Source organism: Mucilaginibacter sp. NFX135 (assembly GCF_048565145.1).
Taxonomy (GTDB): domain Bacteria; phylum Bacteroidota; class Bacteroidia; order Sphingobacteriales; family Sphingobacteriaceae; genus Mucilaginibacter.
On record NZ_CP183412.1, the window covers coordinates 314,333 to 338,760 of the forward strand.

Below are 24,428 nucleotides of genomic sequence, written 5' to 3' on the forward strand. Positions count from 1 at the left end.
TATTATTCCATACATCCGTTGTATTTTATAACATACACTAAATCTTTATGATCAAAAAAAAATCGCCGGTGGCCCTTATCCTATGCGCCATGAGCATGCTTGTACTTAACGCATGTAATGATAAAACTAAAATTTATGCCGACAATGACCCTGTGTTTAAAAACATGGATACTTCCGTAAAACCCGGCGATGATTTTTTTAAATATGCGAATGGTACCTGGCTCAAAAAAAATCCCATTCCTGCGGCCTATTCAGCCTGGGGAATAGGGAATGTGGTAGAAGAGGAGTTACGCAACCGCATGAAAAAAATAAATGAGGATGCGCTTAAAGCTGGCGCCCCCAAAGGCAGTAATACCCAAAAAATAGGTGATTTTTATTTCAGCGGAATGGATACTGTTGATATCGAAAAGCAAGGATTATCACCTCTTAAAGACGAGCTGGCCAAAATTGACCAGGTAAAAGATATCAAAGGATTAATAGAAGAGTTTGCACACTTGGGGACTATAGGCGTTACTACCCCCCTGGGTACCTATGCCGGGCAGGATGCTAAAAACAGCGCTAAGATCCTTTTGCAGCTTGGTCAGGATGGTATAGGCCTGCCTGATCGTGATTATTATTTTAATACAGATGCACATAGCGTTGCTGTACGGAACGATTATCAGCAAAAACACTTACCTGCAATATTTAAACTGATCGGTTTGCAGCCTGACGCAGCTACGTTGGCTACCAAACAAACATATGCCCTTGAAAAATCGCTGGCCGATAGCAGCCGTAAACTCGAAGATCTGCGCGACCCTTACCACAACTATAATAAAATGCCGCTGGCTGGTTTAAGTAAGCTGGTGCCAGAGGTAGACTGGGAGCCGACATTTGAAAAAATAGATTACAAAAATGTGGATACCGTTATAGTTGGTCAGCCTGAATATTACCGGGCGTTCAGCAAGGCTCTTCACACCTATAGTATAGACGACTGGAAAAATTACCTCCGCAAAAACCTGGTCTCCAGTTTCGGATCATTTCTGAGTAAACCTTTTGACAGGGAGCTATTTCGTTTTTACGGTACGATCCTTAACGGCAAAAAAGAACAGCTACCCCGCTGGAAACGTGTACTGGATACCGAAAACGGAGTCATGGGCGAGGTTTTGGGGCAGATATTTGTAAAAGAGTATTTCCCCGAAAAAACCAAAGAGCGCTATGTAAAACTGGTAGAAACCATGCGTGCCACCTTTAAGGAACACATTGAAAAACTGGACTGGATGAGTCCGCAAACCAAAGAAAAGGCTTATTATAAACTGAGCAAAGTAATGCCTAAGGTGGGTTATCCCGACAAATGGAAGGATTTTTCGACCCTGGAAATTAACCGTGGTCCTTATGCTTTAAATATAATGCGGGCCAATAACTTTTGGCATAAATACAGTGCCGCCAAACTGGGCAAACCGGTTGACCGTACTGAATGGGGTATCACACCACAAACTTATAATGCCTATTATAATCCATCAAACAATGAAATTGTATTACCAGCTGGTATATTTACTATTCCGGGCGCTAAGGATGAAGATATTGATGACGCGGTGATATATGGTTATGCAGCGGCCTCAACCATCGGTCACGAGATGACTCATGGTTTTGATGACGAGGGTCGCCAGTTTGATGCCGAAGGTAATTTGAAGGCATGGTGGCAGCCACAGGACTCGGTGAAGTTTACCCAACGGGCACAAATGCTGGTGAACCAGTTTAACGGTTACAGTATTTACGGCCTGCATGTGAACGGTAAAGCTACACAGGGTGAAAACATTGCCGATCTCGGTGGTATTGTGATAGGGCTCGATGCTTTTAAGAAAACCGAACAATATAAAGAGGGAAAAACTATCAACGGATTAACTCCTGTACAACGCTATTTTCTGGGTTATGCATTAGGTTGGCTTGGGCAGGATCGTCAGGAATCTTTATCTAACCAAATATTGACCAATCCACATGCTCCCGGCTTTATGCGCGTAAACGGGCCATTTACGGATGTACCTGAGTTTTATGAAGCATTTCACATTAAAAAAGGCGATAAAATGTGGTTGGATCCTGATAAACGGGTTAAGATCTGGTAGGGTAGAATATATAAATAATGTCATTGCGAGGGACGACGAAGCAATCTCCTCGCATATATAAACGCGAAGAGATTGCCACGCTATCGCTCGCAATGACATACGTTTATTACTTATAATTCCTTTCGCATTACGTAATCATTCATCCAATACGGACCAATGGCTATATCTTCTTCATAAGCAACGGTGAAGCCCATTTTTTCATAAAAGGTTTTGGCGTTCAGCTTAAGGTCGGTGTTATCACCGTACCATAAATGCGATGTTAATAACGAACGAACATAAAAGTGGTACGGTGATAATACCGATCGCGGGCTGAAAAATAATCTGATAAAGAATCGACCTTATCGGGCTATTCTCTTTTAATTTTTATAAAGTCATTATTCAACAGCCGAAATGTTTACATCAGCTTGAGGAGTCTTGTCCGTACTCAGGTTTTCAAAACTTTCACGTTCGGCATTTAAAGTCTTTCTTAGCTTTTCAATGTAGTATAACCAAGCGATAGCCACAAGGTTAATTGCTAAAACGAATGATCTGTCACTGGTTCCAACTGACAGTTGCCAAGTGGAGTTAGTAAAATTGAAATTAAAAATCAAATTGAACCCTGGTTTTTTGCTCATTCCGATTTCAAAAACTAAACCAGATACGTATTGGTAAGCGTATCCGAGCATAGAAAAATGAGCTATTTGAAGTATTTGATTAATCACAGATAAATTAAGCCCTTTATCATAGTTTGTAAATAACAGCCGACCGCAGTAAATAGAAAAACTATAAAGCCCAAAGACAATCAAAAGCAACAACAATATTAGCCCGTTTATCTGGCCGATATGAGCTAAAAGCCAAATGGTAATTAATAATCCAACGATGCCTCCTACTATCTGATACCAACCTAATATTTTTAACTTTAGTTTAGATCTTGAACTTGTGAATGGCTGCATAAAATTCAGGTTAATAGCACTAATCTATTCATTATAAGTGGCATTCCAAAAGCCTTACTTTACCTATAATTCTTTTCGCATTACGTAATCATTCATCCAATACGGACCAATGGCTATATCTTCTTCATAAGCAACGGTGAAGCCCATTTTTTCATAAAAGGTTTTGGCGTTGTTGTAGCGGTTTACATTCAATTCCAGCACTTTTTTGCCGGCATCTGTAGTTCTTTGGATCACCTCATTGATCAGTACTTTGCCATAGCCTTTGCCCTGCGTTTTGGGCAGGCAGTATAATTTATGCAATTTATAAATGTCGGCGTTTTCTTCGCGTGGCGAGTAGGAGGCAAACGCTACCGGCTCTTCCTCTTCTAATAAGAATATAAAAGTTTGCTCACCGGTTTCAATCTGCTTCCTGATCTTATCTGCCGAATAGATCTCATTCAGCATATAGGTGATCTGCTCTTTTTCTAATATCGGACCATAAGTTACCCACCACGTTTGGTCGGCAATTTGTATGATGGTTTCTACATCGCTTACGGTAGCTTTTCTTATAGTATACATATTCAATTTATTAACTTTTTTCTTCCCAAATCATACACAGGTGCAATATGGTTTCTACGGCTTTCTGCATGTCCTGTACCGATACCCATTCCTGTTTGCCGTGAAAAGCATGTTCACCGGCAAATATATTGGGACAAGGCAAACCCATGAATGATAACCTGGATCCATCAGTACCGCCCCTGATGCTGCATAATTTAGCGGTAAGGCCGGTACGGTTTATCGCTTCCATAGCATACTCCACAATTTCCGGATGCTTATCCAATACGATCTTCACGTTGCGATATTGCTCACTTACAGTCAAACTATAAGTTGATGCCGGATATTTTTTCAGCACCTCATTCGCCGTTTTACGGATTACATCAGCATGATCGTTTAGTTTTTTGGCATCAAAATCACGAATGATAAAATCAATACCGGCGGTTTCTACATGTCCCTCAATAGCTACGGGGTGGATAAATCCTTCCATCCCTTCGGTATGCTCTGGCGACAAGTCGTCAGGTAAAGCCTCGATGATCTCACCGGCAATCTTGATGGCGCTTTCCATTTTCCCTTTGGCAAAACCAGGGTGCGAACTTACTCCGTTGATGGTCAGTCTTGCGCCATCGGCCGAGAAAGTTTCGTTCTCCATATTACCCGCGCTTTCGCCATCCACGGTATAACCGGCATAAGCACCCAGCTTGGCAATATTTACATAATCCACGCCATGGCCTACCTCTTCATCAGGGGTAAACAATATGCGGATATCCCCGTGTTTTATTTCAGGATGGTTTATCAGTTGGTAACAGGCATCCATAATCTCGGCAACACCGGCTTTATTATCCGCCCCCAATAGGGTGGTACCACTGGCGGTTATAACATCATTACCCACCTGATTTTTCAGATCGGGGTGTTCCGTCTGCTTGATGACTTGCGTGCCATCATCAGGTAATATAATATCCTGTCCCTGATAATTTTGATGAACAATAGGTTTTACGTTTTTCCCGCTGCAATCAGGCGCGGTATCCATGTGCGAGCAAAAACAAATTACAGGTACTTGTTTGTTTGTATTGGAAGGTATAGTAGCGTATACATAGCCGTACTCGTCCATATGCGCATCGGCTACACCAATAGCCAAAAGCTCATCAACCAGCAGGCGGGCCAGGTCTTTTTGTTTTTCTGTTGATGGAAATGAAACAGAAGAAGGGTCTGATTGCGTATCAATGGTAACGTAACGTAAAAAGCGTTCGGTTACAGTGAAGTTTAGTGATGAATTAAAATTCATAAAGCTCTATATTAGTAAAGTTTTACCGGCAACCGTATCCGGCATGTTCCATTTGTAAATATTCATTAAAATTTAGCTTTGAAAAAATTTATTCTGTTTTTTGTTTTAACGGTTGCGGGGCTTACAGCAAAGGCGCAGGACGGATACAACTATTATGAATGGGGTATTGGCGGAGGCATTGGCTATGGCAGGGCTTATGCCGATACTAAAAGACAGGACAGTCACCCTATTTATAACTTTAACATAGCTTATAATTTTAATCCCTACGTACCTATTGCGCTGGAGTACCAGTTTGGCACGCTTTCGGGCGGTGGCCGCACGCCTGATAAAGATGCTTTTGGCCGTATCTATAAAAACGCGTATAAAGCTTTATTGATCCATGCCGATGTACAGCTGGGGAGTTTTATTGATTATGCTGATAATGGTTTTTTAAACGTGATCAAAAGTTTTTATGTAGGCACAGGGATAGGCGCTATCTCCAACAACATGAAGGATATACAACGGACCAACTTACCCGCGTATGCTCAAAATGGCCCGGTGGGCAGCACCAATGGTTTTCAGGGGAAAGACAAAAGCACCAATGTGGTGTTGCCATTGCGATTTGGCTATGAGTTTAAAATTTATGATTCTTACGAGCAGGTAGGTTATACCGTTACCCTGGGCTATGAACATAGCTATGCTTTTGGCGAAGGACTTGATGGATACAATGACCCTCCGGCCCAGTTTAAAAACAATGCCCCCGACCAATATGCTCACTTCACCATAGGTTTCCGGTACAATTTTGGTAATTCGGTGTCTTATAATAAACTTGTTAGAAACTACGGATTTTGAATATAGAAGAGTTACGTGATTATTGCCTGCAAAAGCCAGGAGTAACAGAAGGTTTCCCTTTTGGCGAGGATACCCTTGTTTTTAAAGTTGCCGGTAAATTGTTTTTACTCATCGGGCTGGGGAGCGGTAACCGGTTTAATGTTAAGTGTGAGCCCGAGCTTGCCGTTGACCTGCGCGAGCGTTATCCTGAAGTACAGCCCGGCTACCACATGAACAAAAAAATGTGGAATACCGTTTATATGGATGGTTCGCTAACTCACAGGCAACTTTGCGAAATGATAGATCACTCTTATGAACAGGTGATTCTTGGATTACCCAAAAAAGCGCAGGCCGAAATTAAGGGATCATAATAAAAATGCAAGTATATTTTTAATCGTAGATATATGGGATTATTTAGCTTTCTTAAAAAACAAAGTGACAAACAGTTTTTATCTGAAGATACTTTTGAAAATAGCAAAGCTAAGCAGATGAGTATGGCACCTCTGACTATGACTGAACTAAGGAAAATTGAAGTAAAAGACGATGATTACCTTAAACTTGAATTCTTTTTTTACACAAATACTGACCAAAAAGCGAATGCCTTAGCCAACGAGCTCCAAAAACTAAACTACGAAGTTGGATTTGGTCCATCCGCGGCTGATAAAAAACTCTTTGTCATTACCGGCTGGACCACAAGGATGCAAATGGGGGATGCTGTTGTGGTAGCCTGGACAAAACAAATGTGTGAATTAGGAAATGATTTCGACTGTGAATTTGATGGGTGGGGCACAACACCTGATCAATAGTAAAAATACCTTTGCATCTCCGCCCTCTTTTTATACATAATCTTATATTTGGGCAATAACGTACCCTATGAAAATCGTTTTCTCTATTTTATTTATTTGTTTTACTGCCCTTTCAGTTAAAGCCCAATTAAGCCCATTTGAGCAACATCAAGACCACAACTATACAGCTACCTATGCCGAGGTTATAGCTTATTACCAAAACCTGAATAAGCTATATCCACAACAAATGCAGTTGATCAACTACGGCACTACTGATGTAGGAAAACCGCTTACACTCATTGTGCTGTCGCGAGATAAGGTTTTTGATCCGGCGTTGATCAAAAAACAAAACAAACGGGTATTGCTCATCAACAATGGCATACATCCAGGTGAGCCCGAAGGTATTGATGCCAGCATGATGCTGGTGCGCGATCTGCTCAAAGACAATAAGCTACCCAAAGATGTGGTGATCTGCCTCATTGCTTTATATAATATTGATGGCAGCCTGAACCGTGGCCTTAGCCGGGTGAGTCAGAACGGACCAGTGGCTTATGGCTTCAGAGGTAACTATCGTAACCTGGACCTGAACCGTGATTTTATCAAGGCCGATAGCCGCAATGCTATGGCATTTACACAAATACTGACTACCTGGAAACCGGAGATCTTCCTGGATAACCATACCAGCGATGGTGCCGATTACCAGTATGTAATGACGCTTATTGAAACCCAAAAGGATAAGCAAAACCCACTCCTGGCTAATTATACCACCAAAACGCTTACGCCTTATATGTATAACAACATGAAAAGGGCTGGCTTTGAAATGATCCCCTACGGTGCCGGCGAAGAAGGTTTACCCGACTCGGGCATTGTAAGCTTTTTGGAAACCCCGCGTTTCGCGACAGGTTTTGCCGCCCAGCATAACATCATCAGTTATATTACCGAAACGCATATGCTCAAGGCTTTTGACAAACGGGTATATGCCACTTATAATTTTATGCAACACCTCATTGATATCAATCAGCGTGATGCTAAACTGATAGGGGAATTGAAGCAAAAGGCCGATGAACAGGTGGCGCAACAAAAAACCTTCGCGCTGAATTGGACTGTCGACCGGCAAGCTATAGATACCATTACATTTAAAGGCTATAAAGCAGATTATAAAACTAGCGAAGTAAGCGGCTTAAACCGCCTGTACTATGACCGGACCAAGCCCTACACCAAAACCATTAACTACTGGAACACCTATAAGGTTACTGCTACGGCTGATAAACCGGTGGCTTACGTTATACCACAGGCCTGGGGCAAAGTGATCGATCTGTTTAAACTGAATGGGGTTAAAATGCAGCAGCTGGTGCATGATACCACATTGGCTTTACAGATGTATTATATTGAAGATTATAAAACTCCGCAAAAGCCTTATGAAGGGCATTACCTGCACTCGGCAGTTAAGCTAAACCCGGTGGATATGCGGGTTAAATTTTATGCCGGCGATTATGTGGTGTATACCAACCAGCCCATTAACCGTTATATTGTGGAAACTTTGGAACCGCAGGGTGTCGATTCCTTTTTTGCCTGGAACTTTTTTGATTCGATACTGGGCGAAAAGGAATACTTTTCTGATTATGTATTTGAAGATATCGCTGCTGATTTGTTGAAAAAAGACCCTGAACTGAAAAAGAAACTGGATGACGCGAAAAGTAAAGATCCAAAACTGGCCGGCAGCGCCCAGGCACAATTATTCTTTGTTTACCGCAATTCTCCCTATTTTGAAAAAACTTTTATGCGCTACCCGGTGGGCCGGCTGCTAACCGATACAAAACTCGATCTTAAATAAATGGAATATCTTATAGTAACGCCTGTAGCATCTGTCATCTTTGTTATTACGCTCATCACCTCTTTATATGCGTTTTATAATCAAAACGTATATGGCAAAATGATGCTGCACCCTTATACAGTTTCGCGCGGTAAAGACTTGCATTCGCTTATCACTAGCGGACTCATTCACCGTGATACCATGCACTTGCTGTTCAATATGATGTCCTATTACTTTTTCGCTTTTAGGCTTGAGCAGCAGATGGGGCATTGGCAATTTGGGCTGTTGTATGTTGTGAGTTTGATATTGAGCGACATGCCTTCAGTGATTAAACATAAGGAAAATTACAATTATTACAGCCTTGGCGCTTCCGGTGCAATAAGCGCGGTTATTTTTGGTGCAATATTGTATTCCCCACTTGATCGAATGGGCCTGATATTTTTGCCCATCCTGATACCAGCTTATGTATTTGGTATTCTGTATCTGATCTATTGTAGTTATGCCTCCAAATACAGTAACGACAGCATTAACCATGATGCACATTTGTACGGAGCTTTAAGTGGTTTGCTGATCACCATTTTACTTAATCCTCCTGTATTACCGAAGTTTATAGAGCAAATTACCGGGGCAATTCAATCGATGCTGCACTAATGGTATTACCATCGGCGTCAAACAGGAAGCTCATGGGCTCTTCGGGGTTTTTGATGATCTCGAATAACAGGAAGCCCCAGTTTTTCCAGAAGTTTTCCAGCACCTGTCCGTAAACCTTGGGTACCCAATCATCAAACAAAGGTTTGGTACTGGTGCCGCGCAGGGGCATGGCTTCTATGTAAATGATATCTTCAACGGGTAATATATTATACTCTGGCAGGCGGTTAAACAGGTATGCCGAATAAAAAAAACGCGCGTTAACTTCTTCAAACTGTATGGGATGCAGGGTCTGGCCTTTTATTTTGTCCAAAGCAACCTGGTGATAGCTGGCATTGGCGCCATTATCCTGCAAACAAATGATCAAGCCAAAATCTTTAATCCGGAGCGAGAATGTCAGCGTATTGATCTCATCCCGATAACCAAAAATATCTTCTGAGTTATCTACCTTAAACAGAACAAGACTGAAAGGTTTAAAACCATCCAGCTCGATAGGCAGGTTCAGGCTTTGCAGCATCAGGTGCAGGTGGCTGAACTTATGAATAATAGCCTGCGACATGTTAAACTCCTCACCTTGCGCATGCTGCAATTTAATCCCTGATTGTATCTCATTAAAGATAATACCATACAGCAACTTGCCCGCCCATTGAAACAGTTTCAGTTCGTCCAACTGCTTTACAGCATCATAACCCGCGTCAAAAGCAGCAGCTATTTCGGCTTCCAGTGGCTCCAGGAATTGTTCGTTGATGGCAGCGGTGCAGGGCAGCTTCAGGTCTTTGTAGGTTGCCATGCTTTCGTCGAGCAGTTTAAAAGGTTTGTCTTCCAGGCTATATCTGCTCATGAGCCATTGCGGAAAAACCTGTATCTTTTCTTCTTCAGAATTTAAGGGCTGGCCGCTCAGGAAACACTTATTATTACTGAAATTAAAACGCTCGAACGGTGAATAAATTTGTGCCGACATGGGCGCAAAGATAAGGATGGTTTTATATGTGCGGATGTGCAAATGTGCAGATGTGCAGATTTTTTACATAAAACAGGGTTTTATAGATGTGCGGATGAACACAGATGTGCGGATGTGCAAATATGCAGATGTGCAGATGAACACCGTCTGATAAATATTCTGATAATTCTAAAAATTCTGTAAACGGCGAAGCCTTCAACGGAGTTAATCCTGATTCAGACATTATCTACACATCTAAAACCATCTGAAATTAATTTCTTATATCCTCTGCACATCTGCATATTTGCACATCCGCACATCTGAAGTTTTCACATTCGCACATCTGTTATACCATGGAACTGACATATCAACCCTTTGAACTACAATTAAAACACGCTTTTACCATAGCCAAGTTTTCGCGCACCTCTACTCCTGTTATGCTGGTACAAATTAAGCACGAAGGTTATACCGGTTATGGCGAAGCATCTATGGTTCCTTACATGGGCGAAAGCCATGAAACTGCTTCCGCTTTTTTGAGTAAGATTAATATCAGCCAGATCAGTTATCCCATTGATTTTGGCACGGTGATTAATTACCTGGACAGCATTGCTTCGGGCAATCCGGCCATTAAAGCGGCTATTGATATTGCCCTGCATGATCTGGATGGAAAGATCAAACAACAGTCCTGCTGGCAACTGCTTGGCAGCGATCCCGCAAAAATGCCGGTGACCAGTTTTACCATCGGTATTGATACCACTGAAATGATCATCAAAAAGGTAAAAGAAGCCGAAGGTTTTAAAGTGATCAAAGTAAAATTGGGTAAGGATAACGACAAAGAACTCATTACCACCATCCGCTCCGTTACGGATGTACCCCTTTATGTAGATGCCAACCAGGGCTGGACAGATCTGCAACAAAGCCTCGACATGACCTACTGGCTGCAGGAACAAGGTGTACAACTGATAGAGCAACCCATGCTCAAAACAGATCCCGACAGCAATGCCTGGCTCACCGAACGCAGCCCCATCCCTATTATTGGTGACGAGGCGGTACAACGTTTTGAAGATGTATATAAGGCCAAAGGCGTTTACACGGGCATCAATATCAAACTGATGAAATCGGCAGGTATATATGAGGCCACCCGGATGATCAAAAGAGCCCGGGAACTTAATCTGAAGATCATGATAGGCTGTATGACCGAAACCAGCTGCGCCGCTCTGGCTGGATTAGCCATTGCTCCGCAAAGTGACTGGGTTGACCTCGACGGCCCATTTTTAGTAAGCAACAATCCCTACCAAATGCCTGATTTTGCTGATGGTAAATATATATTGAATAATGATGTGGGTTTGGGGATAAGGGAATAAGCACGAATTTTTTCTAATTATTGCGAACTTCACGAATGGCCTGTCCTCCTGAGCTTGTCGAAGGATCACGCGCAGAGGCCTGCTCACCATGACAGCCTTAACTTAATTTGTCATCCTGAGGAACGAAGGATCTTCTTCAACATACTGGTCACATAACAGATGCTTCACTCCGTTCAGCATGACAATCTTTTATAAGTTGAAGGTCCAACAAAAAAGGCCGCATACCTTAACGATATGCGGCCTTTTTAATGATACTAAGATTTATTTCCCAGCAGCGTTATTTGCAGCATCAATAATTACTTTGGCAACGGCATCAGGGTGTGAGATGAATACTACGTGGCTGGCTTTTATTTCGGTTACTTTGGCGCCGGCACGTTTATACATGTTACGTTCAATATCGGGGTTAATGGCTTTGTCTTCGGTGGCTACTATACCATAGCTGGGTTTGGTTTTCCAGGCGGCTTCGGTAATTGGGGCTACAAAACCTTGTGCGGCGATAGGACCTTGTGAAGCGTACATAAAGTCGGCTAATTCTTTGCTCAGGTCGGCAGCAAAACCGGCATGGAATTTTTCTTTACTAAAATAAACAAAGCCTTTATCGTCCGGAGGCAATATGCCGTTTTCGGGTGCTGCGGGTAATGATTGAACCAGTTTTAAAGTAGTTTCGCCGTTATCTGGTGCAAAGGCGGCTATATAAACCAATGCTTTTACTTTAGGATTTGTACCGGCTTCGGTAATTACTGTACCACCCCATGAGTGACCTACCAGAATCACTGGTCCGTCTTGTTTATCGATAACACGGTTGGTAGCATCCACATCATCTTTAAGTGATGTTAAAGGATTTTGAACAACAGTTACATTATAGCCTTTTTTAGTAAGGATATCGTAAACACCTTTATAGCCAGAACCATCGGCAAAGGCGCCATGCACTAATACTATATTTTTTACGGGTGCCTGGGCTTGTGCTTTAGGAGCTGAACCAATAATAGTTGATAAAATAATAGCGGAGGCAGCTAAGCCTGTTTTTAATGCGTTTTTTAAAGTTTGAGTTTTCATTGTCGTGTATGTTGATGTTTGTTGTTTGAATCAACGATACAAAGGTGCAGCAACTATTGCACCTGCGGAATGAGTATACTTCCCGACAACTTGTAATTTTTTCCCTATGCTACCATTTTCTTACTATTCCTAAAATCAGAGGGCGATAAAGCGGTATGTTTTTTAAAGAAATTACTGAAATAGGCTGCATCGTCAAAACCCAGCTCATAGGTAATTTGCTTAGCCGATTTATCAGTGTAGAACAACAGGCGTTTAGCTTCTATCAGGATCCGCTCCTGAATGATCTGGATAGGTGTTTTATGATTATACAGCGCAAACAGGTTAGATAGGGTTTTGGGCGATTTATTTAACCTGCCTGCATAATAGCTCACACTATGTTGCGAGCGGAAATTCATCTCTACCAGTAAATTAAATTTACGCAAAATGTGGAAACGATCATCGTTAAGCTTCACTTCCGGGAAACTACCGGCTCGCGCTAATCGGGTGATCATGATAATGAGCCGCTTCAGCAACATGATAAGCAGATCGGTCTGGATATCGTCCCTGGTGTTCAGTTCTTCAATAAATACATCCAACAGCACCTTCAATTTTCGTTGCGTATCTGCATCCAGGTCGATGAATACATTATCATTCATCCCGAACAAAAAGCCAACACAGCTTACTTCGGTATCGTGGTCAACAATACAATAAAACTCGCGGTTAAACTGCCAAGCCACTACATCGGCAGGTTTATCAAAATAAAACGATTGGTTAAACATGAGCGGCAGTACCGTATTCGGCATAAAATCATAGGCCGAGCCATCAATGGTTACCGTTTGCTTTCCGCCCCGGTTCCAGGCAATGGTAAAGTATTTATAATCGTAATCACGTGTGTAAAACAAACGGTCGAGCTGTGGTTCGTTATGGTGAAGCAACAGATCGCCGCCGGTATTCTGGTCTGATACTGATAATTTCATGCCCGAAGATATTATAAAATCACAGCAATATACTTAGGAAAATAACATTGACTACTTTGCTTTGAACGGTTATATGGCTTACACTTTTATGGTTAACATGTATTTATATAATTGATAACCAACAGATTATGTATCACTTATCACTCAGCATAATCGGATTACCCTTACCGCCAATAATGATCACTTTGGCATTGGGCGAAAGCGCAATCTCTTTCTGAGCTTTGATAGCTTCGTACTGGAGTTGCTTGTCTGAAAGACCGGTTGAAAGGATCTTTTGATAGTCGGCAATACCCTGAGCTTCTACACGCTTACGTTCGGCTTCCTGGCGTTCCTTCTGCAGTACGAATTGCATTTTCTGAGCGTCCTGTTCGGCGTTGATCTTTGATTCAATACTGGCCCTTACCGAAGCCGGCAGGGTAATATTGCGCACCAGGATCTGCTGTAGTTCCAATCCCCTTTTGGCAAAATTTGCAGTAATGTACCTGTTTATTTTATCCTGGAACTCCTGTCGTTTGGTAGAGTACAGATCAACAGCGGCATAATTAACTGCATTGTCGCGTATGGCCGTCCGTGACACCGGGCGAACAATCTTATCCAGATAATCTTCCCCAATATTCTGAAGAATAAAAGGGGCTTTGTCTGCGGTTACTTTATACAATACAGAAAGATCAATAGTAACCTCCAGCCCATCGCTCGACAGCACCCGGATGGCGTCGTCACCCTCCTTCTGGCCCTCGTTACTCACGGCGCTCATAGTGTAAGTTTGGGTTTGTATATCAAAGGTGGTGATATCAACCAGTGGGTTAATGATGTGCAAACCGCTCTCGAGTACATTATCTTGTACCTTACCAAAAAGGGTTTGCACACCCACTTTACCGGGCTCAATTACTTTAAATATGGATAGCAGCAGGCCAACTGCTACTATGGCTAATCCAACAACGGTTGCCGTACCGCTAAAACGGCCGGCAGGTTCAGGTGAGCGTTTGAGCACTATACCCACAACGAGCACAATAACTCCTAAAATTGCTATAAACATGCAATGAAGTTACAGCTTTTTTTGCGAGTTCCTTACGTCTTTTAATAGTCTTATTTTTAATACAATAACAACCCCGGCCACCAATATGGCTGCGCCCAAAAGGGTGAAGTTTTTGGCCGCATTAGCCTGGTATGCCACAAACAGGCATAATACAATACCTATAGTGTACAGTACATTAAGCACTAACTTAAAGCCCATAATTAATATACATTAAGTGTAGGGTCAATTTCGGCTGCCCAGGCCAAAATACCACCCTGTAAATTGGTCAGGTTGTTATAGCCTAATTGCTGTAATTGCATAATGGCTGCCGCGCTGCGCTTGCCGCTGCGGCACATCACCACTACGGGTTTATCTTTACTTACTTTATCGGCTTCAATTAAAATGCCCCCAAGCGGTATTAATTGTCCGCCCAGGTTTGAGGTTTCATACTCAAACTCTTCCCTTACGTCAATCAGTTGAAAATCTTCGCCTTTGTCCAGTTTTTCTTTTAGTTCCTGTACGGTTATCTCATTCATGTTAATAAAATTATAATTCAAAGGTAGCTTTTTTTCTATATCAAATAATTAAGCCCGATTTTTGTAACAATCGATGTCTAAGTGCGTTTTATGTATAATATTGCACAATATTTGTGTTTTGTTACGTTTACGTGCAATAAAAAAAGAGATGAGCGCTGAAAAGGTTACATTAACCCAACACGATCGTCTATAAAATGGATCATAATAGATGAAAAAAGTAACACGCTTTTTCTGGTTTTGTTCGGGAGCGCATATTGATACCCTAAAAAAATATCCTATTGAACATAATAAATATGTGGGCATTGGTGCCACCATATTTTTCACCGCATTGTTTGCTTCGCTATCAGGCGGGTATGCTATGTACTTTGTTTTTAACGGCGATGCCTTTGCCGTAGGCTTTGCCATTTTGTTTGGTTTGATTTGGGGTACTGCCATTTTTAATATGGACAGGTACATCGTATCCAGCATTAACAAGGAGGGCAGCACCAATCAGCAGATATTACAGGCTTCACCGCGTATTTTGCTTGCCATTATGATAGGTGTGGTTATTTCGCGCCCGCTGGAGCTCAAGATCTTTGATAAGGAGATACGCCAGAAATTAAAAACCGCTTATCTGAAAGGTCAGCACCGTAAGATTGACACCCTCGAAAAAACCTATCAGCAAAAATACGCGATGGAGATGGGCAAGAACGGCGACCTTAAAAAGGAAAAGGATTCCTTAGAAAAGGATATTAACCGTTCGCGCTACCAGCTTAACCAGGAGGTTTTTGGCGACAAAACCAATCAAACATCGGGCATTACCGGCTATGGCACTTACGCCAAACAGAAGCAGGCCGTACTGGCAGAAAAAGAGAGTCGCCTGAAGGAGGTAACCCAGAATTTAGGACAGATGGACCAGTACCTGGCCGCGCGAAAGGACTATGAAGGGCTGAACAGTACCCGGCTTTTCTCGGAACATCAACTGGACAGCCTCACCAATATAGCTGGCTTTAGCGACCGTAACTGGGCCCTGGGACAGTTAACTTATAACGAGAATGGCACCCGTGACCTGGATACCTACCTGGCTATATCATTTATAGGCTACCTGTTTATCCTGTTTGAGTGTTTACCGGTATTTGTAAAACTGATGTCGCCAAAAGGGCCTTACGATGTCGCCATAGCCAAAACGGCTGAGGCCAACATCCATTTCGCAGAGCGGGATAAAGAACGAGATATCACCGTTACCGACAATATTTATGATCACTCCGTGGGTACCGATATTGAACGGCGAAAGAAGATCATTACCTCACAATCAGATTATGATTTTGAACGGCACAGTTATGAATAAGACTTTCATTTAGACAATTAATTACATTAAAAAGCCCGATTGCTGAACCAACCGCAATCGGGCTTTTTAGTTAATCCTGCGTTACAGGCGCATGATGTTCATGACAAGCATCGGCACAAATCAAACATGTTTCTGCACATTGGCGGCAGTGATCGTTATCGTGTTTGCTGCACTCATCGGCACAAAGCCGGCATATTTCCTCACATATAACCAGGTACTGATAGGCAACCGCCGAATCCCGTTGTAATAGCCTGGCCGCCTGGTTACAAATGTCGGCACAATCCCTGTCGAGCCTGATACATTGAGCCATCATTTTTACATCCTCTTCATGCAAACAGGCGTTTGCACAATGTTCACAAGCAAGCACGCAATTAAACAACTTTTGAATTAATTGCTGGTGATCATGATTTTTCATAGCTATCTTATTATTGGTATATAAATAACAATAGCCCAAAAACCGAAAAGTTTTCTTTATTTGAAACCATCATGAGCTAAGGTTCGCAAACCGGAATGAGTAAACCGGCTCATGATAGCTTCATCACCATTAAAAAACAAATTACTCCGATGAAAATTACCAGTCCTTCAACTGCTTCAAATAAGCGGTTAGTTCATCGGCAATAAACTCATGTTCTTTCATATCGGGATGTGTACCGCAGCCCTGGTAATATCGTCGCGAAAAAAAGTACTTATATACCTTTTTGTCACCGCTATTATTGACCTCGGTAGTAATAGCGGTGAGATAATTTTGCAGGGCGGCTGATAGTTTTTCATCGGCCATGGGGCTGCTCAAGCATACAATATCAGCTGCAGGATACTTCTGCCTTAATGTTTTAATAAACCTGGTATAAATATCGCAATAGCGGATAGAATCGCCGACGCCATCATTTTGCCCCAGACAAATGGTTACTACATCAGGCTGGTAATGTTTAAAATTCCAGGTAATGGAATCATTGCGCAGAAAAACTTTATCAAACACAAGGGGCATGGTGATATCCATATTGCAACAGCTGTGTATCATACCAATACCTGCCACCGAAGTAAGCTGCCATTGCGCGTTTAAGTTGCGCGATGTACGAGGTCCATAGCTCATGTAGGCATTATGCTGATCATACCATTCGCCTTTACCACATGGGGTGGTTGACTGGTCCATACCAGCCCCGCTGGTAATGGAGTCGCCAATGTATTCAATTTTTCGTGCCGGCTGAGCAGGCGGCGGCAAAAGTTTAGCGCACCTGACACCCACAAAATCAATATAACCTATCTGCGACTCGGTGTCCTTACAAATAACAACGGTATGTTCGCCTTCAGAGATTTCTTCGCCTATGGTGATCACATTGGTTTTACCTGTAGTTTGCACCCGGTATGGTGCATTATTATCAACTGCTATTTCCAGGTAATTATGGTTTTTTCCATACAGTACTTCATCATTGATCAGCACCTCGCATTTTTTGCCTTCAAAACGTAGCTTGATATAAACTCCCGGCGACCACATTCTGGGTTTTAGCGGATTTGCGAAATCAATACGTCCTACGTATTGTATGTTGGTATTATTGGCCTTGTATAATTTTAAGGCCTCTTTGGGGATAGCTGCATTGGAGCCATAGGATAGCTGCAGCAGTAGGATAAAAAATAAACCAGCTATATATTTTATCATATCGGGTTAATAGTGTAACACAAATATTAGCTTTCCGGATACCGGTTAAATATTCCTATAACGTTTTTAGCGCATGAGTGTTCCCTGAATTTATAAAAAAAACGGGCTACCCCAGTTAAGAGGCAGCCCGTTAAATGCTGTTTAAGGTAATTTATCCCTTACTGTTGATTCTGATCTGCAGGATCGTCGGCTGGTGTACCTACAATTTTGTAAGCCCTGTTACCATTATTGTCGGTAGCATCCTGGTAGTAATAACCATCAGGAGATACATACAATTTTTCGCCGTTAATCTTTATTTTTCTGCTGTCTTGTGGCAACTGGCCAACTATGTCACCTATTTGAGGTGCTTGCTGAACATCACCATTACCACCCTGGTCAGTATTCAATTCACCGTCTTTACCTGCAATTACGTAAGTGGCGGTTCCGTCGTCTTTAGTAATTGGCTGATAGTAAACACCGTTTGATTCATAATACTGTTCGCCGTTGATCATGATACTCTGAGCATCTTTAGGCAGCGTTTTAATCTCGGCACCTACAGGTGGCTCAACTACAGTATACTGATCATTGATTTGTTGGTAATACAACCCATCGCTGTAGTAGTACTGATAATCGCCCCACCAGAAAGGATAGTATCCGTAAGGTAAAAACCCTATACTGAAGCCTAATCTTGGCAGGTAATATGAATTATAGTAGTTACGGTATGGATACCAATAGTGATTGCCGAAGTAACCGCCACGGCCACCGTAACGATAGCTTGAATAACCACGACCTGCATAACCGCTACCACCAGCAGTCCTGTAATAGGTACCACGGCCACCAGCATATGCATTTCTGCTTACACTCGCATATCCACGGGTTCCGTAACCATAGGTACGAGTAGCTCCTCCAACACTAGTACGGCCTGGTGCTACTGCAACATTCCCATTAGTACGCGTTGCGGCACCATAAGTACGCTGCGGGGCAGTTGTTACGTTAGTACGTGAAGCAAAGCCGCTGCTACCATAAGTGCGCTGAGGAGCAGCTATTGCCGACCGTTGCGCACCGCCATTAAACGATGGACGGGAAAAGCTGGCATTACCACCAGATGGACGGGAATAACCACCGCCTCCGCCACCACCGCCGGATGATCTGGCGCCACCGCCTCCGCCGCCACTGGTTCTATGCTGTGCATCGGCGGTAAACGCTAAAGACAAACTCAACAGAGTTCCTAAAGCAAGTGTGAATAATTTTTTATATGTGCGTTTCATGATGAAAAATTTTTAACTAATCAGCCCGGTATTCTTTGCTGATATAGGTATATAGACTAATAAATGATTAAACGGTTTAACGCGTATTTAATTATATTTAACAAAAAGTACACCAATAAAGCAACTTGCTGTAAAAACAGCTCAATTATACACTTTTCTGACTTAATCCAACGCTTCTGCAACCCATAAAAAGGGTTGTTCAAAGCTCAGGGTGAAAAAGCCGTCTTTTATAGTTTTAAAACTTCCTGGTCCGGTTTGTTCCAGGCCTGTGTAATTTAACCCTTTTGTATTGTTTAGCACCCGTATCTGCTCGCCTGCCGGTTTCCATTTGCTAAAACCGGAACTTATGGCATAAATTTTTTGTTGTCCCTGAAATACCACCAAGTCAATTTTCCCGGTATAGTTTAACAGATCATCCAGTACCGGTTCATCTGTTATTACGTTTACAGCCGGATAATGGTTGGCCACCAGGTAACTTAATGCCGTTGCTGCCCATGTATTATCGCCGGGAGGCATCAGTTTTATATCTGATTGTACAATTCCTTCCTCCCCGTTGCTGATCACCCAATCAACCTTGATACCCAGCATGTTGAGCTTTTCGGCGGTATGCGGTGTGGTTATCACTGTCGGGCTCCACTCCAGTAACTGACCAAGCAACTCTTCCGGAAAATCATCAAGTCCCAGCACCAGTAATGCCGGCTCCTGTTTTTCTCTTACAATATGGTGAGAAGACATCGATTAAAAGTAGATAGAATAAATGAATATTTAATGAAATGTATCTTCACTATTATTGCTCTGGGTCCGTTAATTGTATAAAAACTTTTTAAACGCTGCTGCTGGCTTTCAGCCCGTAGTGAACATGGCTTCGGCTTTAACCATGCTGCCCACGAGATACGCTGTGCTAATCTCGCGGCGGCAGCGGAAATCAAAAAGTCTCACCTAAGACTTTGGGCTCAAGACTTTGTACTCAATAAACCTTCCTGTAAAACTCTTTTAACGCCGACCCGGGATTGAGCGCCAGGTTAACAGCTCCGGATACGGCTATACCATAAATACCTGTTTGCAGCAGGCGCTCTACATCGTTCAGCAGTACACCACCTACGGCTATCACCGGGATATCGATAGGTAATTTTTCCAATTGGCGGTAACCATCAAAGCCCAGCAGCGGATAATCATTGTGTTTGGTATGGGTATGCGCAAAAGGACCATAGCAACAATAGTCGGCAACGCCCAGGCTTTGTATTTTCATTAGAGTATCCGGGTTGCTGGCCGAGGCGCCTAACGTTTTTTCATCTGTTATTGTGGCGCGAATGGCTGTCAGATCGGCCAAGGGATCTTCTATGTGTACGCCCTGGGCATCTACCTTATCCAGCAAATGATAATGATTGGTGATGATGAGTGTGGCTCCCCAATCATCGCAAATGCCAGCTATTTCGTTGAGTTCATCAATCAGCTCATCTTCGGGCTTGGTCATGCAGCGGTATTGCACCCAGTTGGCACCGGCTTCACAGGCTATCTGTACCTGCTGCACATGACTACGATCGGGCAGGTCTTGCGTGAGATAGTGAAATTTGGAGATGTATTTTTTCATGGTTTATAGTCCGAAAGTCAGTAAAGTCGGAAAGTCCGGAAGAAACTCAATAAAGATAACTGTTTTAAAACTTCCGGACTTTACTGACTTTCGGACTTTCCCGACTAATGCTACAATTTCTCCTGTGTCAGGGCCTCGCTGATGGTTTTGCCAATATTGCCGTTTGGCGCCTGTATGTGTAATAACGAAGCTACGGTAGGCGCAATATCCGTCATGTGTGTTTGGCGGGTAAGGCTGCCGTGCTTAATGCCCCAGCCCATAAATACCAGCGGGATGTGCGTATCATAAGGATTCCAGGAGCCGTGCGTTGTTCCGGTACTACCGTGCCCTGTAAAATATCCCGGCTTCAGGATTATCTGTATCACACCGCTATGCTCCACATTGTACCCGTTGATGATGCGGCTGCGCAGTTCTTCGGGGATGTTAGCTGTTTGGGCCTTTTGCATATCCACAGCAAAGGCAATAGCCGGTTGTGTTTGCAGGTAATCGATACAAATTTGTTTCATCACGTCAATATTTAAACCTTCCTTTTTAATAATGGGGTTATTAAAAGTCACCTGGTAATTGGCCATACTGCGGATGAGATTTTTTACTTTGAACTTATCTTCCAGCAGCTTTTCCATATCCACAACGGCTTTTCCGTCGTCCCAAAAACCGGCCGGTATTTGATGATCGGTTAAAAAAGTAGGGTTATGCGCGGCGCCATGATCGGCAGTTAAAAAAACCGAATAGTTGCCTTTACCCACGGCAGCATCCAGGTAGCCAAAAAAGGAAGCCAGGTCTTTATCCAATCGTAAATAAGTGTCCTCAGCCTCTACCGAGTTGGGGCCAAATTGGTGACCAACATAATCTGTAGAAGATAAACTTACCGCCAAAAAGTCGGTTACGGTATTTTTGCCTAATTGCTCGCCTTCAACAGCGGCGCGGGCCAGGTCGAGCGTCATGGTGTTACCGAACGGGGTAGAACGGATCAAACCTGCTTTACCTTTGTATAACTCAGATGTTTTGATGGGGAAGGTTGGTGTTTCTGTTCCGCCAAATTTACCTTCATAACGGGGGCTGTTATCAGGAGTACTTTGTACGTAAGTACTGATCGGGTATAGCGTGTTCCAATCTTGTTTCAGGTATTTTTCGGCTATTTTCTGATCATTAAATTTCTTAACCCAGTCCGGCAGATCGTTCATATAATAAGTGCTGCTTATCCAGCTGCCATTCGCGTCATCAAACCAGTAAGCAGCATTAGCGGTATGCCCGGCGGGCAGGATACCGCCCCTGTCTTTCAGGGCTATGCCGATCACTTTGGAGCGGAAGTTGGTAGCCAGTCTTAATTCGTCGGTAACGGTGGTCACCAGTAAATTGCGGGGCGACATTTCGCCGGCTTTGGAGGTACTGCCCACTGCATGTACGGTGCTGTCGTCTGTACAATACATGGATTTTCCGGTGGCCTCTATAATAAAATCATTGCCCGCTATGCCATGCAGGGCCGGCACCGAACCGGTGTAAATGCAAGTATGGCCAGCAGCCGTTACGGTTGGTATGTAGTCGATATTGGTGTTTTCGCAGGTAAAACCTTCGTTAAGTAAACGCTTAAAGCCTCCTGCCTCATAGCGATCGTAATACCGGTACAGATAATCCCAGCGCATTTGATCAACCACAAGACCTACTACCAGTTTTGGGCGGGGCAATGATGCGGCAGCCGGAGCCGCGCTGATTTTCTTTTTTTGTGCCGATACCGAAATGGCAGCAATGCATAAAGGAACAAGGAGCAGATGTTTAAGCTTCATTTTTCATTGTTTTGGAGAAGCTCAAATATCAACAATGCTTTTAAAATGCGTTATAGTTTTTTGTTAATTATCATTTTTGTTGTAAAACTCCCTTGCTGCGCTATATGCCATCAGGAGCTTATGCACTGAGCACTTAAATTGTAGATGATCGCTGACAAATTATTGAATCAGCCCTCAAACACCAGCAACGAATGCTGACTGGCAGTATGCAAATCACGCCATACCTGATTGAGTTCGGTGTCGGGATTGGCAGCCTGCAGGCCGCAGTAAGGATACAGCTCATCTACACATTCACGGGCGGTGCGGGCCAGTTTTCGACTGCTTTGGCCAATTTGATGTAGTTGTGAGGCTTTCCCCATTAACGCGCCTTGCCAGGAGGCATCGACCGAGCTGTAAAATTTGAGGCGTACTGTGTTTAACTTATTGGTCAATTTTTCATGCAGTTGTTTGATGATCTCCCTCCGATCTTTTGTCAAGTGTTTATTCTCTGATCTTTCATCAAAAATAGTAGCACACAGATCTGTAAAATGAACCGCCATGCCCGATATGTTGGCCGCCAGCGTAGCCTCGGCCAGTTGTATAAAGGGGTATTGGTATAAAGGTCCGGCAATTACTGCGTTGTCAGGATCAATTTTAAAACACCTGTTGTTTTCCACAAAAAGATCACGCACTTCATAGGCGTCGCTGCCGGTGCCCATCATACCCATAAATTTCCAGGCAGATATCAGGGTGACATCTTTACGGTCAAAAATAAAGGGCAATATCCGCGGTGAACCATCATCATTCAACACCGTTTCATCGCCTTGTTTGATGACGCAATTAGCGGTCAAATGCGTGGCGTGGTGCACCCCGCTGGCATATTTCCAGCGGCCGTTGACGAGATACCCGCCATCGGTTATGGTTGCCGTACCCGTGGCGGCTCCACTACCGGCCAGGCATAGTTTTGGATTGTCAAAAATCCCCGGTGCCATTTCGGGTGATAAAAATCCGCCAAACCATCCTGCTCCAGCGCAAAGCGTAACTACCCAGCCCAGGCTGCCATTGGCCCAGGCCAGGCTTTCTTCCAGCCTAACCATATCTGGCAGCGAAAGTTGCAAGCCGCCGTAAGCCTGAGGCACCAGAAATTTAAACCAGCCCTGCTCGTGCACCAGCGCCAATTGCGCTGGCTGCAGCATCCCCGCCTTTTCTGCCGCGGGTACTGCTTCCCTGATGATATTTACCCATTCGGGTTTGAGGTGGGTTGATGGATGCATTTTTTTGAGCTTAAAGCTAAAGGCGAAAAGCCTAAAGCAATTTTCATATTTACAAACGTTTAGCCAATCAAAAGTCCTCTCCTTCGGAGAGGACTTTTGATTGGCAGGATCTTTCATATTTTCCAGCCCTTCTCCAAAGGAGAAGGGCTGGAATAAGACTTTTTCTTACAAACTTTCGGCTTTAAGCTTTGGGCCTTGGGCTCTTCTCCGCCAGTCAAAATATCCAAAACAGGCCACAATGAATAAAAATATGGTGAGTACGGCAAACATGGGCAGTTTTTTATAAAACAACAGCGGTACGGCAAACAGGTTGGATATGTTTAAAAATATCCAGTTCTCTATTTTTCGTCGTGCCAGCAACCACATGCCCGCCCATGCGGTTGAGGATACAAAGGCATCCCATAACGACACGTTTGATGGCGTAAAGTACCGGAGCAAAAAATACAGGACCGCCCAGCCGCCCAATGATATGGATAAGCTGATAATCCACTCTGTTCGGGTTGACCAGGTGACTTTTACGGGCGGCTGATCACGTTTTTTTACCCAGTATACCCAGCCATAAACACTCATTACGATATAATACACGTTGAGCAGCGATTCGGCATACAGTTGTGCTTCCATCAACAACAATATGGATAAAGCAGTGCCCAATATCCCCGCAGGGTAAAGCCAGATGTTATTCACCCGCGCCAGCAGCACTTCGGCAACGCCCAAAGCCACGGCAAGCCATTGCACCCAGGTAGTTTCCCGTATTTGTTCAATAAACAAATTTAATAAGTTATGCATGGTCAATTTTTTC

General features: G+C 43.3%; 26 protein-coding genes. 8 read left to right on the plus strand and 18 right to left on the minus strand.

What is annotated here, in order from left to right; genetic code table 11:
* Window positions 1-47 precede the first annotated feature (47 nt).
* Window positions 48-2,099, plus strand: a complete 2,052-nt coding sequence (locus ACNURT_RS01345) for a M13 family metallopeptidase (protein ID WP_419700208.1) — start codon at window positions 48-50, stop codon at window positions 2,097-2,099.
* A 374-nt stretch (window positions 2,100-2,473) separates the two neighbouring features.
* Here the strand turns inward: ACNURT_RS01345 and ACNURT_RS01350 are convergent, their stop codons facing one another.
* From ACNURT_RS01350 to pepT, 3 genes are all read right to left on the minus strand, one after another.
* The gene (locus tag ACNURT_RS01350) at window positions 2,474-3,031 is read right to left on the minus strand and encodes a hypothetical protein (RefSeq protein ID WP_370996907.1); all 558 of its coding nucleotides are present in this window, start codon (window positions 3,029-3,031) and stop codon (window positions 2,474-2,476) included.
* A gap of 63 nt (window positions 3,032-3,094) precedes the next feature.
* Complete coding sequence (locus ACNURT_RS01355; RefSeq protein WP_419700209.1) at window positions 3,095-3,589, minus strand: N-acetyltransferase family protein; 495 nt, start codon at window positions 3,587-3,589, stop codon at window positions 3,095-3,097.
* 10 nt (window positions 3,590-3,599) lie between these two features.
* The gene (pepT, locus tag ACNURT_RS01360) at window positions 3,600-4,850 is read right to left on the minus strand and encodes a peptidase T (RefSeq protein ID WP_419700210.1); all 1,251 of its coding nucleotides are present in this window, start codon (window positions 4,848-4,850) and stop codon (window positions 3,600-3,602) included.
* A gap of 78 nt (window positions 4,851-4,928) precedes the next feature.
* On the opposite strand from pepT, the gene ACNURT_RS01365 reads away from it, so the two are divergent.
* The 5 genes from ACNURT_RS01365 to ACNURT_RS01385 all read left to right on the plus strand — a co-directional run bounded on the left by ACNURT_RS01365 (window position 4,929) and on the right by ACNURT_RS01385 (window position 8,909).
* Entirely contained in the window at window positions 4,929-5,681 is a 753-nt protein-coding gene (locus tag ACNURT_RS01365) for a hypothetical protein (protein ID WP_419700211.1), read from the plus strand.
* Window positions 5,678-6,031 (plus strand): MmcQ/YjbR family DNA-binding protein, encoded by a 354-nt coding sequence (locus ACNURT_RS01370; protein ID WP_370996911.1) that lies wholly within the window; start codon window positions 5,678-5,680, stop codon window positions 6,029-6,031. The genes ACNURT_RS01365 and ACNURT_RS01370 overlap by 4 nt, the downstream gene beginning before the upstream one ends.
* A gap of 33 nt (window positions 6,032-6,064) precedes the next feature.
* On the plus strand, window positions 6,065-6,466 hold the full coding sequence (locus tag ACNURT_RS01375; protein ID WP_419700212.1) for a ribonuclease E inhibitor RraB: 402 nt from the start codon (window positions 6,065-6,067) through the stop codon (window positions 6,464-6,466).
* Window positions 6,467-6,533: 67 nt separating this feature from the next.
* Entirely contained in the window at window positions 6,534-8,279 is a 1,746-nt protein-coding gene (locus tag ACNURT_RS01380; RefSeq protein ID WP_419700213.1) for a M14 family zinc carboxypeptidase, read from the plus strand.
* Entirely contained in the window at window positions 8,280-8,909 is a 630-nt protein-coding gene (locus ACNURT_RS01385; RefSeq protein ID WP_370996914.1) for a rhomboid family intramembrane serine protease, read from the plus strand.
* Here ACNURT_RS01385 and ACNURT_RS01390 read toward each other — a convergent pair.
* Window positions 8,878-9,867: a hypothetical protein gene (locus ACNURT_RS01390; protein WP_419700214.1), complete on the minus strand. Its 990-nt coding sequence runs from the start codon at window positions 9,865-9,867 to the stop codon at window positions 8,878-8,880. The two genes, ACNURT_RS01385 and ACNURT_RS01390, sit on opposite strands and share 32 nt — an antisense overlap.
* Window positions 9,868-9,889: 22 nt before the next feature.
* Window positions 9,890-10,090: a hypothetical protein gene (locus ACNURT_RS01395; protein ID WP_419700215.1), complete on the minus strand. Its 201-nt coding sequence runs from the start codon at window positions 10,088-10,090 to the stop codon at window positions 9,890-9,892.
* Between the two features lie 109 nt (window positions 10,091-10,199).
* On the opposite strand from ACNURT_RS01395, the gene ACNURT_RS01400 reads away from it, so the two are divergent.
* A complete protein-coding gene (locus ACNURT_RS01400; protein ID WP_419700216.1) occupies window positions 10,200-11,210 on the plus strand; it encodes a dipeptide epimerase in 1,011 nt (336 codons plus the stop codon).
* 261 nt (window positions 11,211-11,471) lie between these two features.
* Here the strand turns inward: ACNURT_RS01400 and ACNURT_RS01405 are convergent, their stop codons facing one another.
* The 5 genes from ACNURT_RS01405 to ACNURT_RS01425 all read right to left on the minus strand — a co-directional run bounded on the left by ACNURT_RS01405 (window position 11,472) and on the right by ACNURT_RS01425 (window position 14,773).
* The gene (locus ACNURT_RS01405; RefSeq protein ID WP_419700217.1) at window positions 11,472-12,266 is read right to left on the minus strand and encodes an alpha/beta hydrolase; all 795 of its coding nucleotides are present in this window, start codon (window positions 12,264-12,266) and stop codon (window positions 11,472-11,474) included.
* 104 nt (window positions 12,267-12,370) lie between these two features.
* The gene (locus ACNURT_RS01410; RefSeq protein ID WP_419700218.1) at window positions 12,371-13,222 is read right to left on the minus strand and encodes a helix-turn-helix domain-containing protein; all 852 of its coding nucleotides are present in this window, start codon (window positions 13,220-13,222) and stop codon (window positions 12,371-12,373) included.
* A 133-nt stretch (window positions 13,223-13,355) separates the two neighbouring features.
* Window positions 13,356-14,258 (minus strand): prohibitin family protein, encoded by a 903-nt coding sequence (locus ACNURT_RS01415; RefSeq protein ID WP_419700219.1) that lies wholly within the window; start codon window positions 14,256-14,258, stop codon window positions 13,356-13,358.
* A 9-nt stretch (window positions 14,259-14,267) separates the two neighbouring features.
* Complete coding sequence (locus ACNURT_RS01420) at window positions 14,268-14,456, minus strand: DUF6358 family protein (RefSeq protein ID WP_419700220.1); 189 nt, start codon at window positions 14,454-14,456, stop codon at window positions 14,268-14,270.
* A gap of 2 nt (window positions 14,457-14,458) precedes the next feature.
* On the minus strand, window positions 14,459-14,773 hold the full coding sequence (locus tag ACNURT_RS01425) for a rhodanese-like domain-containing protein (RefSeq protein ID WP_370996922.1): 315 nt from the start codon (window positions 14,771-14,773) through the stop codon (window positions 14,459-14,461).
* Between the two features lie 208 nt (window positions 14,774-14,981).
* Here ACNURT_RS01425 and ACNURT_RS01430 point away from each other — a divergent pair, with 208 nt between their 5' ends.
* Window positions 14,982-16,100 (plus strand): DUF4407 domain-containing protein, encoded by a 1,119-nt coding sequence (locus tag ACNURT_RS01430; RefSeq protein WP_419700221.1) that lies wholly within the window; start codon window positions 14,982-14,984, stop codon window positions 16,098-16,100.
* 70 nt (window positions 16,101-16,170) lie between these two features.
* On the opposite strand, the gene ACNURT_RS01435 is transcribed toward ACNURT_RS01430, so the two are convergent.
* The 8 genes from ACNURT_RS01435 to pnuC form a co-directional block, all read right to left on the minus strand.
* Window positions 16,171-16,515, minus strand: coding sequence for a four-helix bundle copper-binding protein (locus tag ACNURT_RS01435; RefSeq protein WP_419700222.1), 345 nt, complete (start codon window positions 16,513-16,515; stop codon window positions 16,171-16,173).
* A 156-nt stretch (window positions 16,516-16,671) separates the two neighbouring features.
* Window positions 16,672-17,754, minus strand: coding sequence for an SGNH/GDSL hydrolase family protein (locus ACNURT_RS01440; RefSeq protein ID WP_419700223.1), 1,083 nt, complete (start codon window positions 17,752-17,754; stop codon window positions 16,672-16,674).
* Between the two features lie 158 nt (window positions 17,755-17,912).
* A complete protein-coding gene (locus tag ACNURT_RS01445) occupies window positions 17,913-19,001 on the minus strand; it encodes a DUF6515 family protein (RefSeq protein ID WP_419700224.1) in 1,089 nt (362 codons plus the stop codon).
* Between the two features lie 162 nt (window positions 19,002-19,163).
* Entirely contained in the window at window positions 19,164-19,736 is a 573-nt protein-coding gene (locus tag ACNURT_RS01450; RefSeq protein ID WP_419700225.1) for a thiamine diphosphokinase, read from the minus strand.
* 232 nt (window positions 19,737-19,968) lie between these two features.
* Window positions 19,969-20,592: a thiamine phosphate synthase gene (locus ACNURT_RS01455; RefSeq protein WP_419700226.1), complete on the minus strand. Its 624-nt coding sequence runs from the start codon at window positions 20,590-20,592 to the stop codon at window positions 19,969-19,971.
* A 110-nt stretch (window positions 20,593-20,702) separates the two neighbouring features.
* Window positions 20,703-22,376: an alkaline phosphatase PafA gene (pafA, locus tag ACNURT_RS01460; RefSeq protein WP_419700227.1), complete on the minus strand. Its 1,674-nt coding sequence runs from the start codon at window positions 22,374-22,376 to the stop codon at window positions 20,703-20,705.
* Between the two features lie 167 nt (window positions 22,377-22,543).
* The gene (locus ACNURT_RS01465) at window positions 22,544-23,629 is read right to left on the minus strand and encodes an acyl-CoA dehydrogenase (RefSeq protein ID WP_419700228.1); all 1,086 of its coding nucleotides are present in this window, start codon (window positions 23,627-23,629) and stop codon (window positions 22,544-22,546) included.
* Between the two features lie 165 nt (window positions 23,630-23,794).
* On the minus strand, window positions 23,795-24,415 hold the full coding sequence (pnuC, locus tag ACNURT_RS01470; protein WP_419700229.1) for a nicotinamide riboside transporter PnuC: 621 nt from the start codon (window positions 24,413-24,415) through the stop codon (window positions 23,795-23,797).
* Between the last annotated feature and the right edge of the window lie 13 nt (window positions 24,416-24,428).

Excerpts from the sequence above, each read along its gene's own strand:
- ACNURT_RS01345 (WP_419700208.1), top strand. The coding sequence starts at position 48 with ATGATCAAAAAAAAATCGCCGGTGGCCCTTATCCTATGCGCCATGAGC.
- ACNURT_RS01350 (WP_370996907.1), bottom strand. The coding sequence starts at position 3,031 with ATGCAGCCATTCACAAGTTCAAGATCTAAACTAAAGTTAAAAATATTA.
- ACNURT_RS01355 (WP_419700209.1), bottom strand. The coding sequence starts at position 3,589 with ATGTATACTATAAGAAAAGCTACCGTAAGCGATGTAGAAACCATCATA.
- pepT (WP_419700210.1), bottom strand. The coding sequence starts at position 4,850 with ATGAATTTTAATTCATCACTAAACTTCACTGTAACCGAACGCTTTTTA.
- ACNURT_RS01375 (WP_419700212.1), top strand. The coding sequence starts at position 6,065 with ATGGGATTATTTAGCTTTCTTAAAAAACAAAGTGACAAACAGTTTTTA.
- ACNURT_RS01380 (WP_419700213.1), top strand. The coding sequence starts at position 6,534 with ATGAAAATCGTTTTCTCTATTTTATTTATTTGTTTTACTGCCCTTTCA.
- ACNURT_RS01385 (WP_370996914.1), top strand. The coding sequence starts at position 8,280 with ATGGAATATCTTATAGTAACGCCTGTAGCATCTGTCATCTTTGTTATT.
- ACNURT_RS01390 (WP_419700214.1), bottom strand. The coding sequence starts at position 9,867 with ATGTCGGCACAAATTTATTCACCGTTCGAGCGTTTTAATTTCAGTAAT.
- ACNURT_RS01395 (WP_419700215.1), bottom strand. The coding sequence starts at position 10,090 with ATGTCTGAATCAGGATTAACTCCGTTGAAGGCTTCGCCGTTTACAGAA.
- ACNURT_RS01400 (WP_419700216.1), top strand. The coding sequence starts at position 10,200 with ATGGAACTGACATATCAACCCTTTGAACTACAATTAAAACACGCTTTT.
- ACNURT_RS01405 (WP_419700217.1), bottom strand. The coding sequence starts at position 12,266 with ATGAAAACTCAAACTTTAAAAAACGCATTAAAAACAGGCTTAGCTGCC.
- ACNURT_RS01410 (WP_419700218.1), bottom strand. The coding sequence starts at position 13,222 with ATGAAATTATCAGTATCAGACCAGAATACCGGCGGCGATCTGTTGCTT.
- ACNURT_RS01415 (WP_419700219.1), bottom strand. The coding sequence starts at position 14,258 with ATGTTTATAGCAATTTTAGGAGTTATTGTGCTCGTTGTGGGTATAGTG.
- ACNURT_RS01420 (WP_419700220.1), bottom strand. The coding sequence starts at position 14,456 with ATGGGCTTTAAGTTAGTGCTTAATGTACTGTACACTATAGGTATTGTA.
- ACNURT_RS01425 (WP_370996922.1), bottom strand. The coding sequence starts at position 14,773 with ATGAATGAGATAACCGTACAGGAACTAAAAGAAAAACTGGACAAAGGC.
- ACNURT_RS01430 (WP_419700221.1), top strand. The coding sequence starts at position 14,982 with ATGAAAAAAGTAACACGCTTTTTCTGGTTTTGTTCGGGAGCGCATATT.
- ACNURT_RS01435 (WP_419700222.1), bottom strand. The coding sequence starts at position 16,515 with ATGAAAAATCATGATCACCAGCAATTAATTCAAAAGTTGTTTAATTGC.
- ACNURT_RS01440 (WP_419700223.1), bottom strand. The coding sequence starts at position 17,754 with ATGATAAAATATATAGCTGGTTTATTTTTTATCCTACTGCTGCAGCTA.
- ACNURT_RS01445 (WP_419700224.1), bottom strand. The coding sequence starts at position 19,001 with ATGAAACGCACATATAAAAAATTATTCACACTTGCTTTAGGAACTCTG.
- ACNURT_RS01450 (WP_419700225.1), bottom strand. The coding sequence starts at position 19,736 with ATGTCTTCTCACCATATTGTAAGAGAAAAACAGGAGCCGGCATTACTG.
- ACNURT_RS01455 (WP_419700226.1), bottom strand. The coding sequence starts at position 20,592 with ATGAAAAAATACATCTCCAAATTTCACTATCTCACGCAAGACCTGCCC.
- pafA (WP_419700227.1), bottom strand. The coding sequence starts at position 22,376 with ATGAAGCTTAAACATCTGCTCCTTGTTCCTTTATGCATTGCTGCCATT.
- ACNURT_RS01465 (WP_419700228.1), bottom strand. The coding sequence starts at position 23,629 with ATGCATCCATCAACCCACCTCAAACCCGAATGGGTAAATATCATCAGG.
- pnuC (WP_419700229.1), bottom strand. The coding sequence starts at position 24,415 with ATGCATAACTTATTAAATTTGTTTATTGAACAAATACGGGAAACTACC.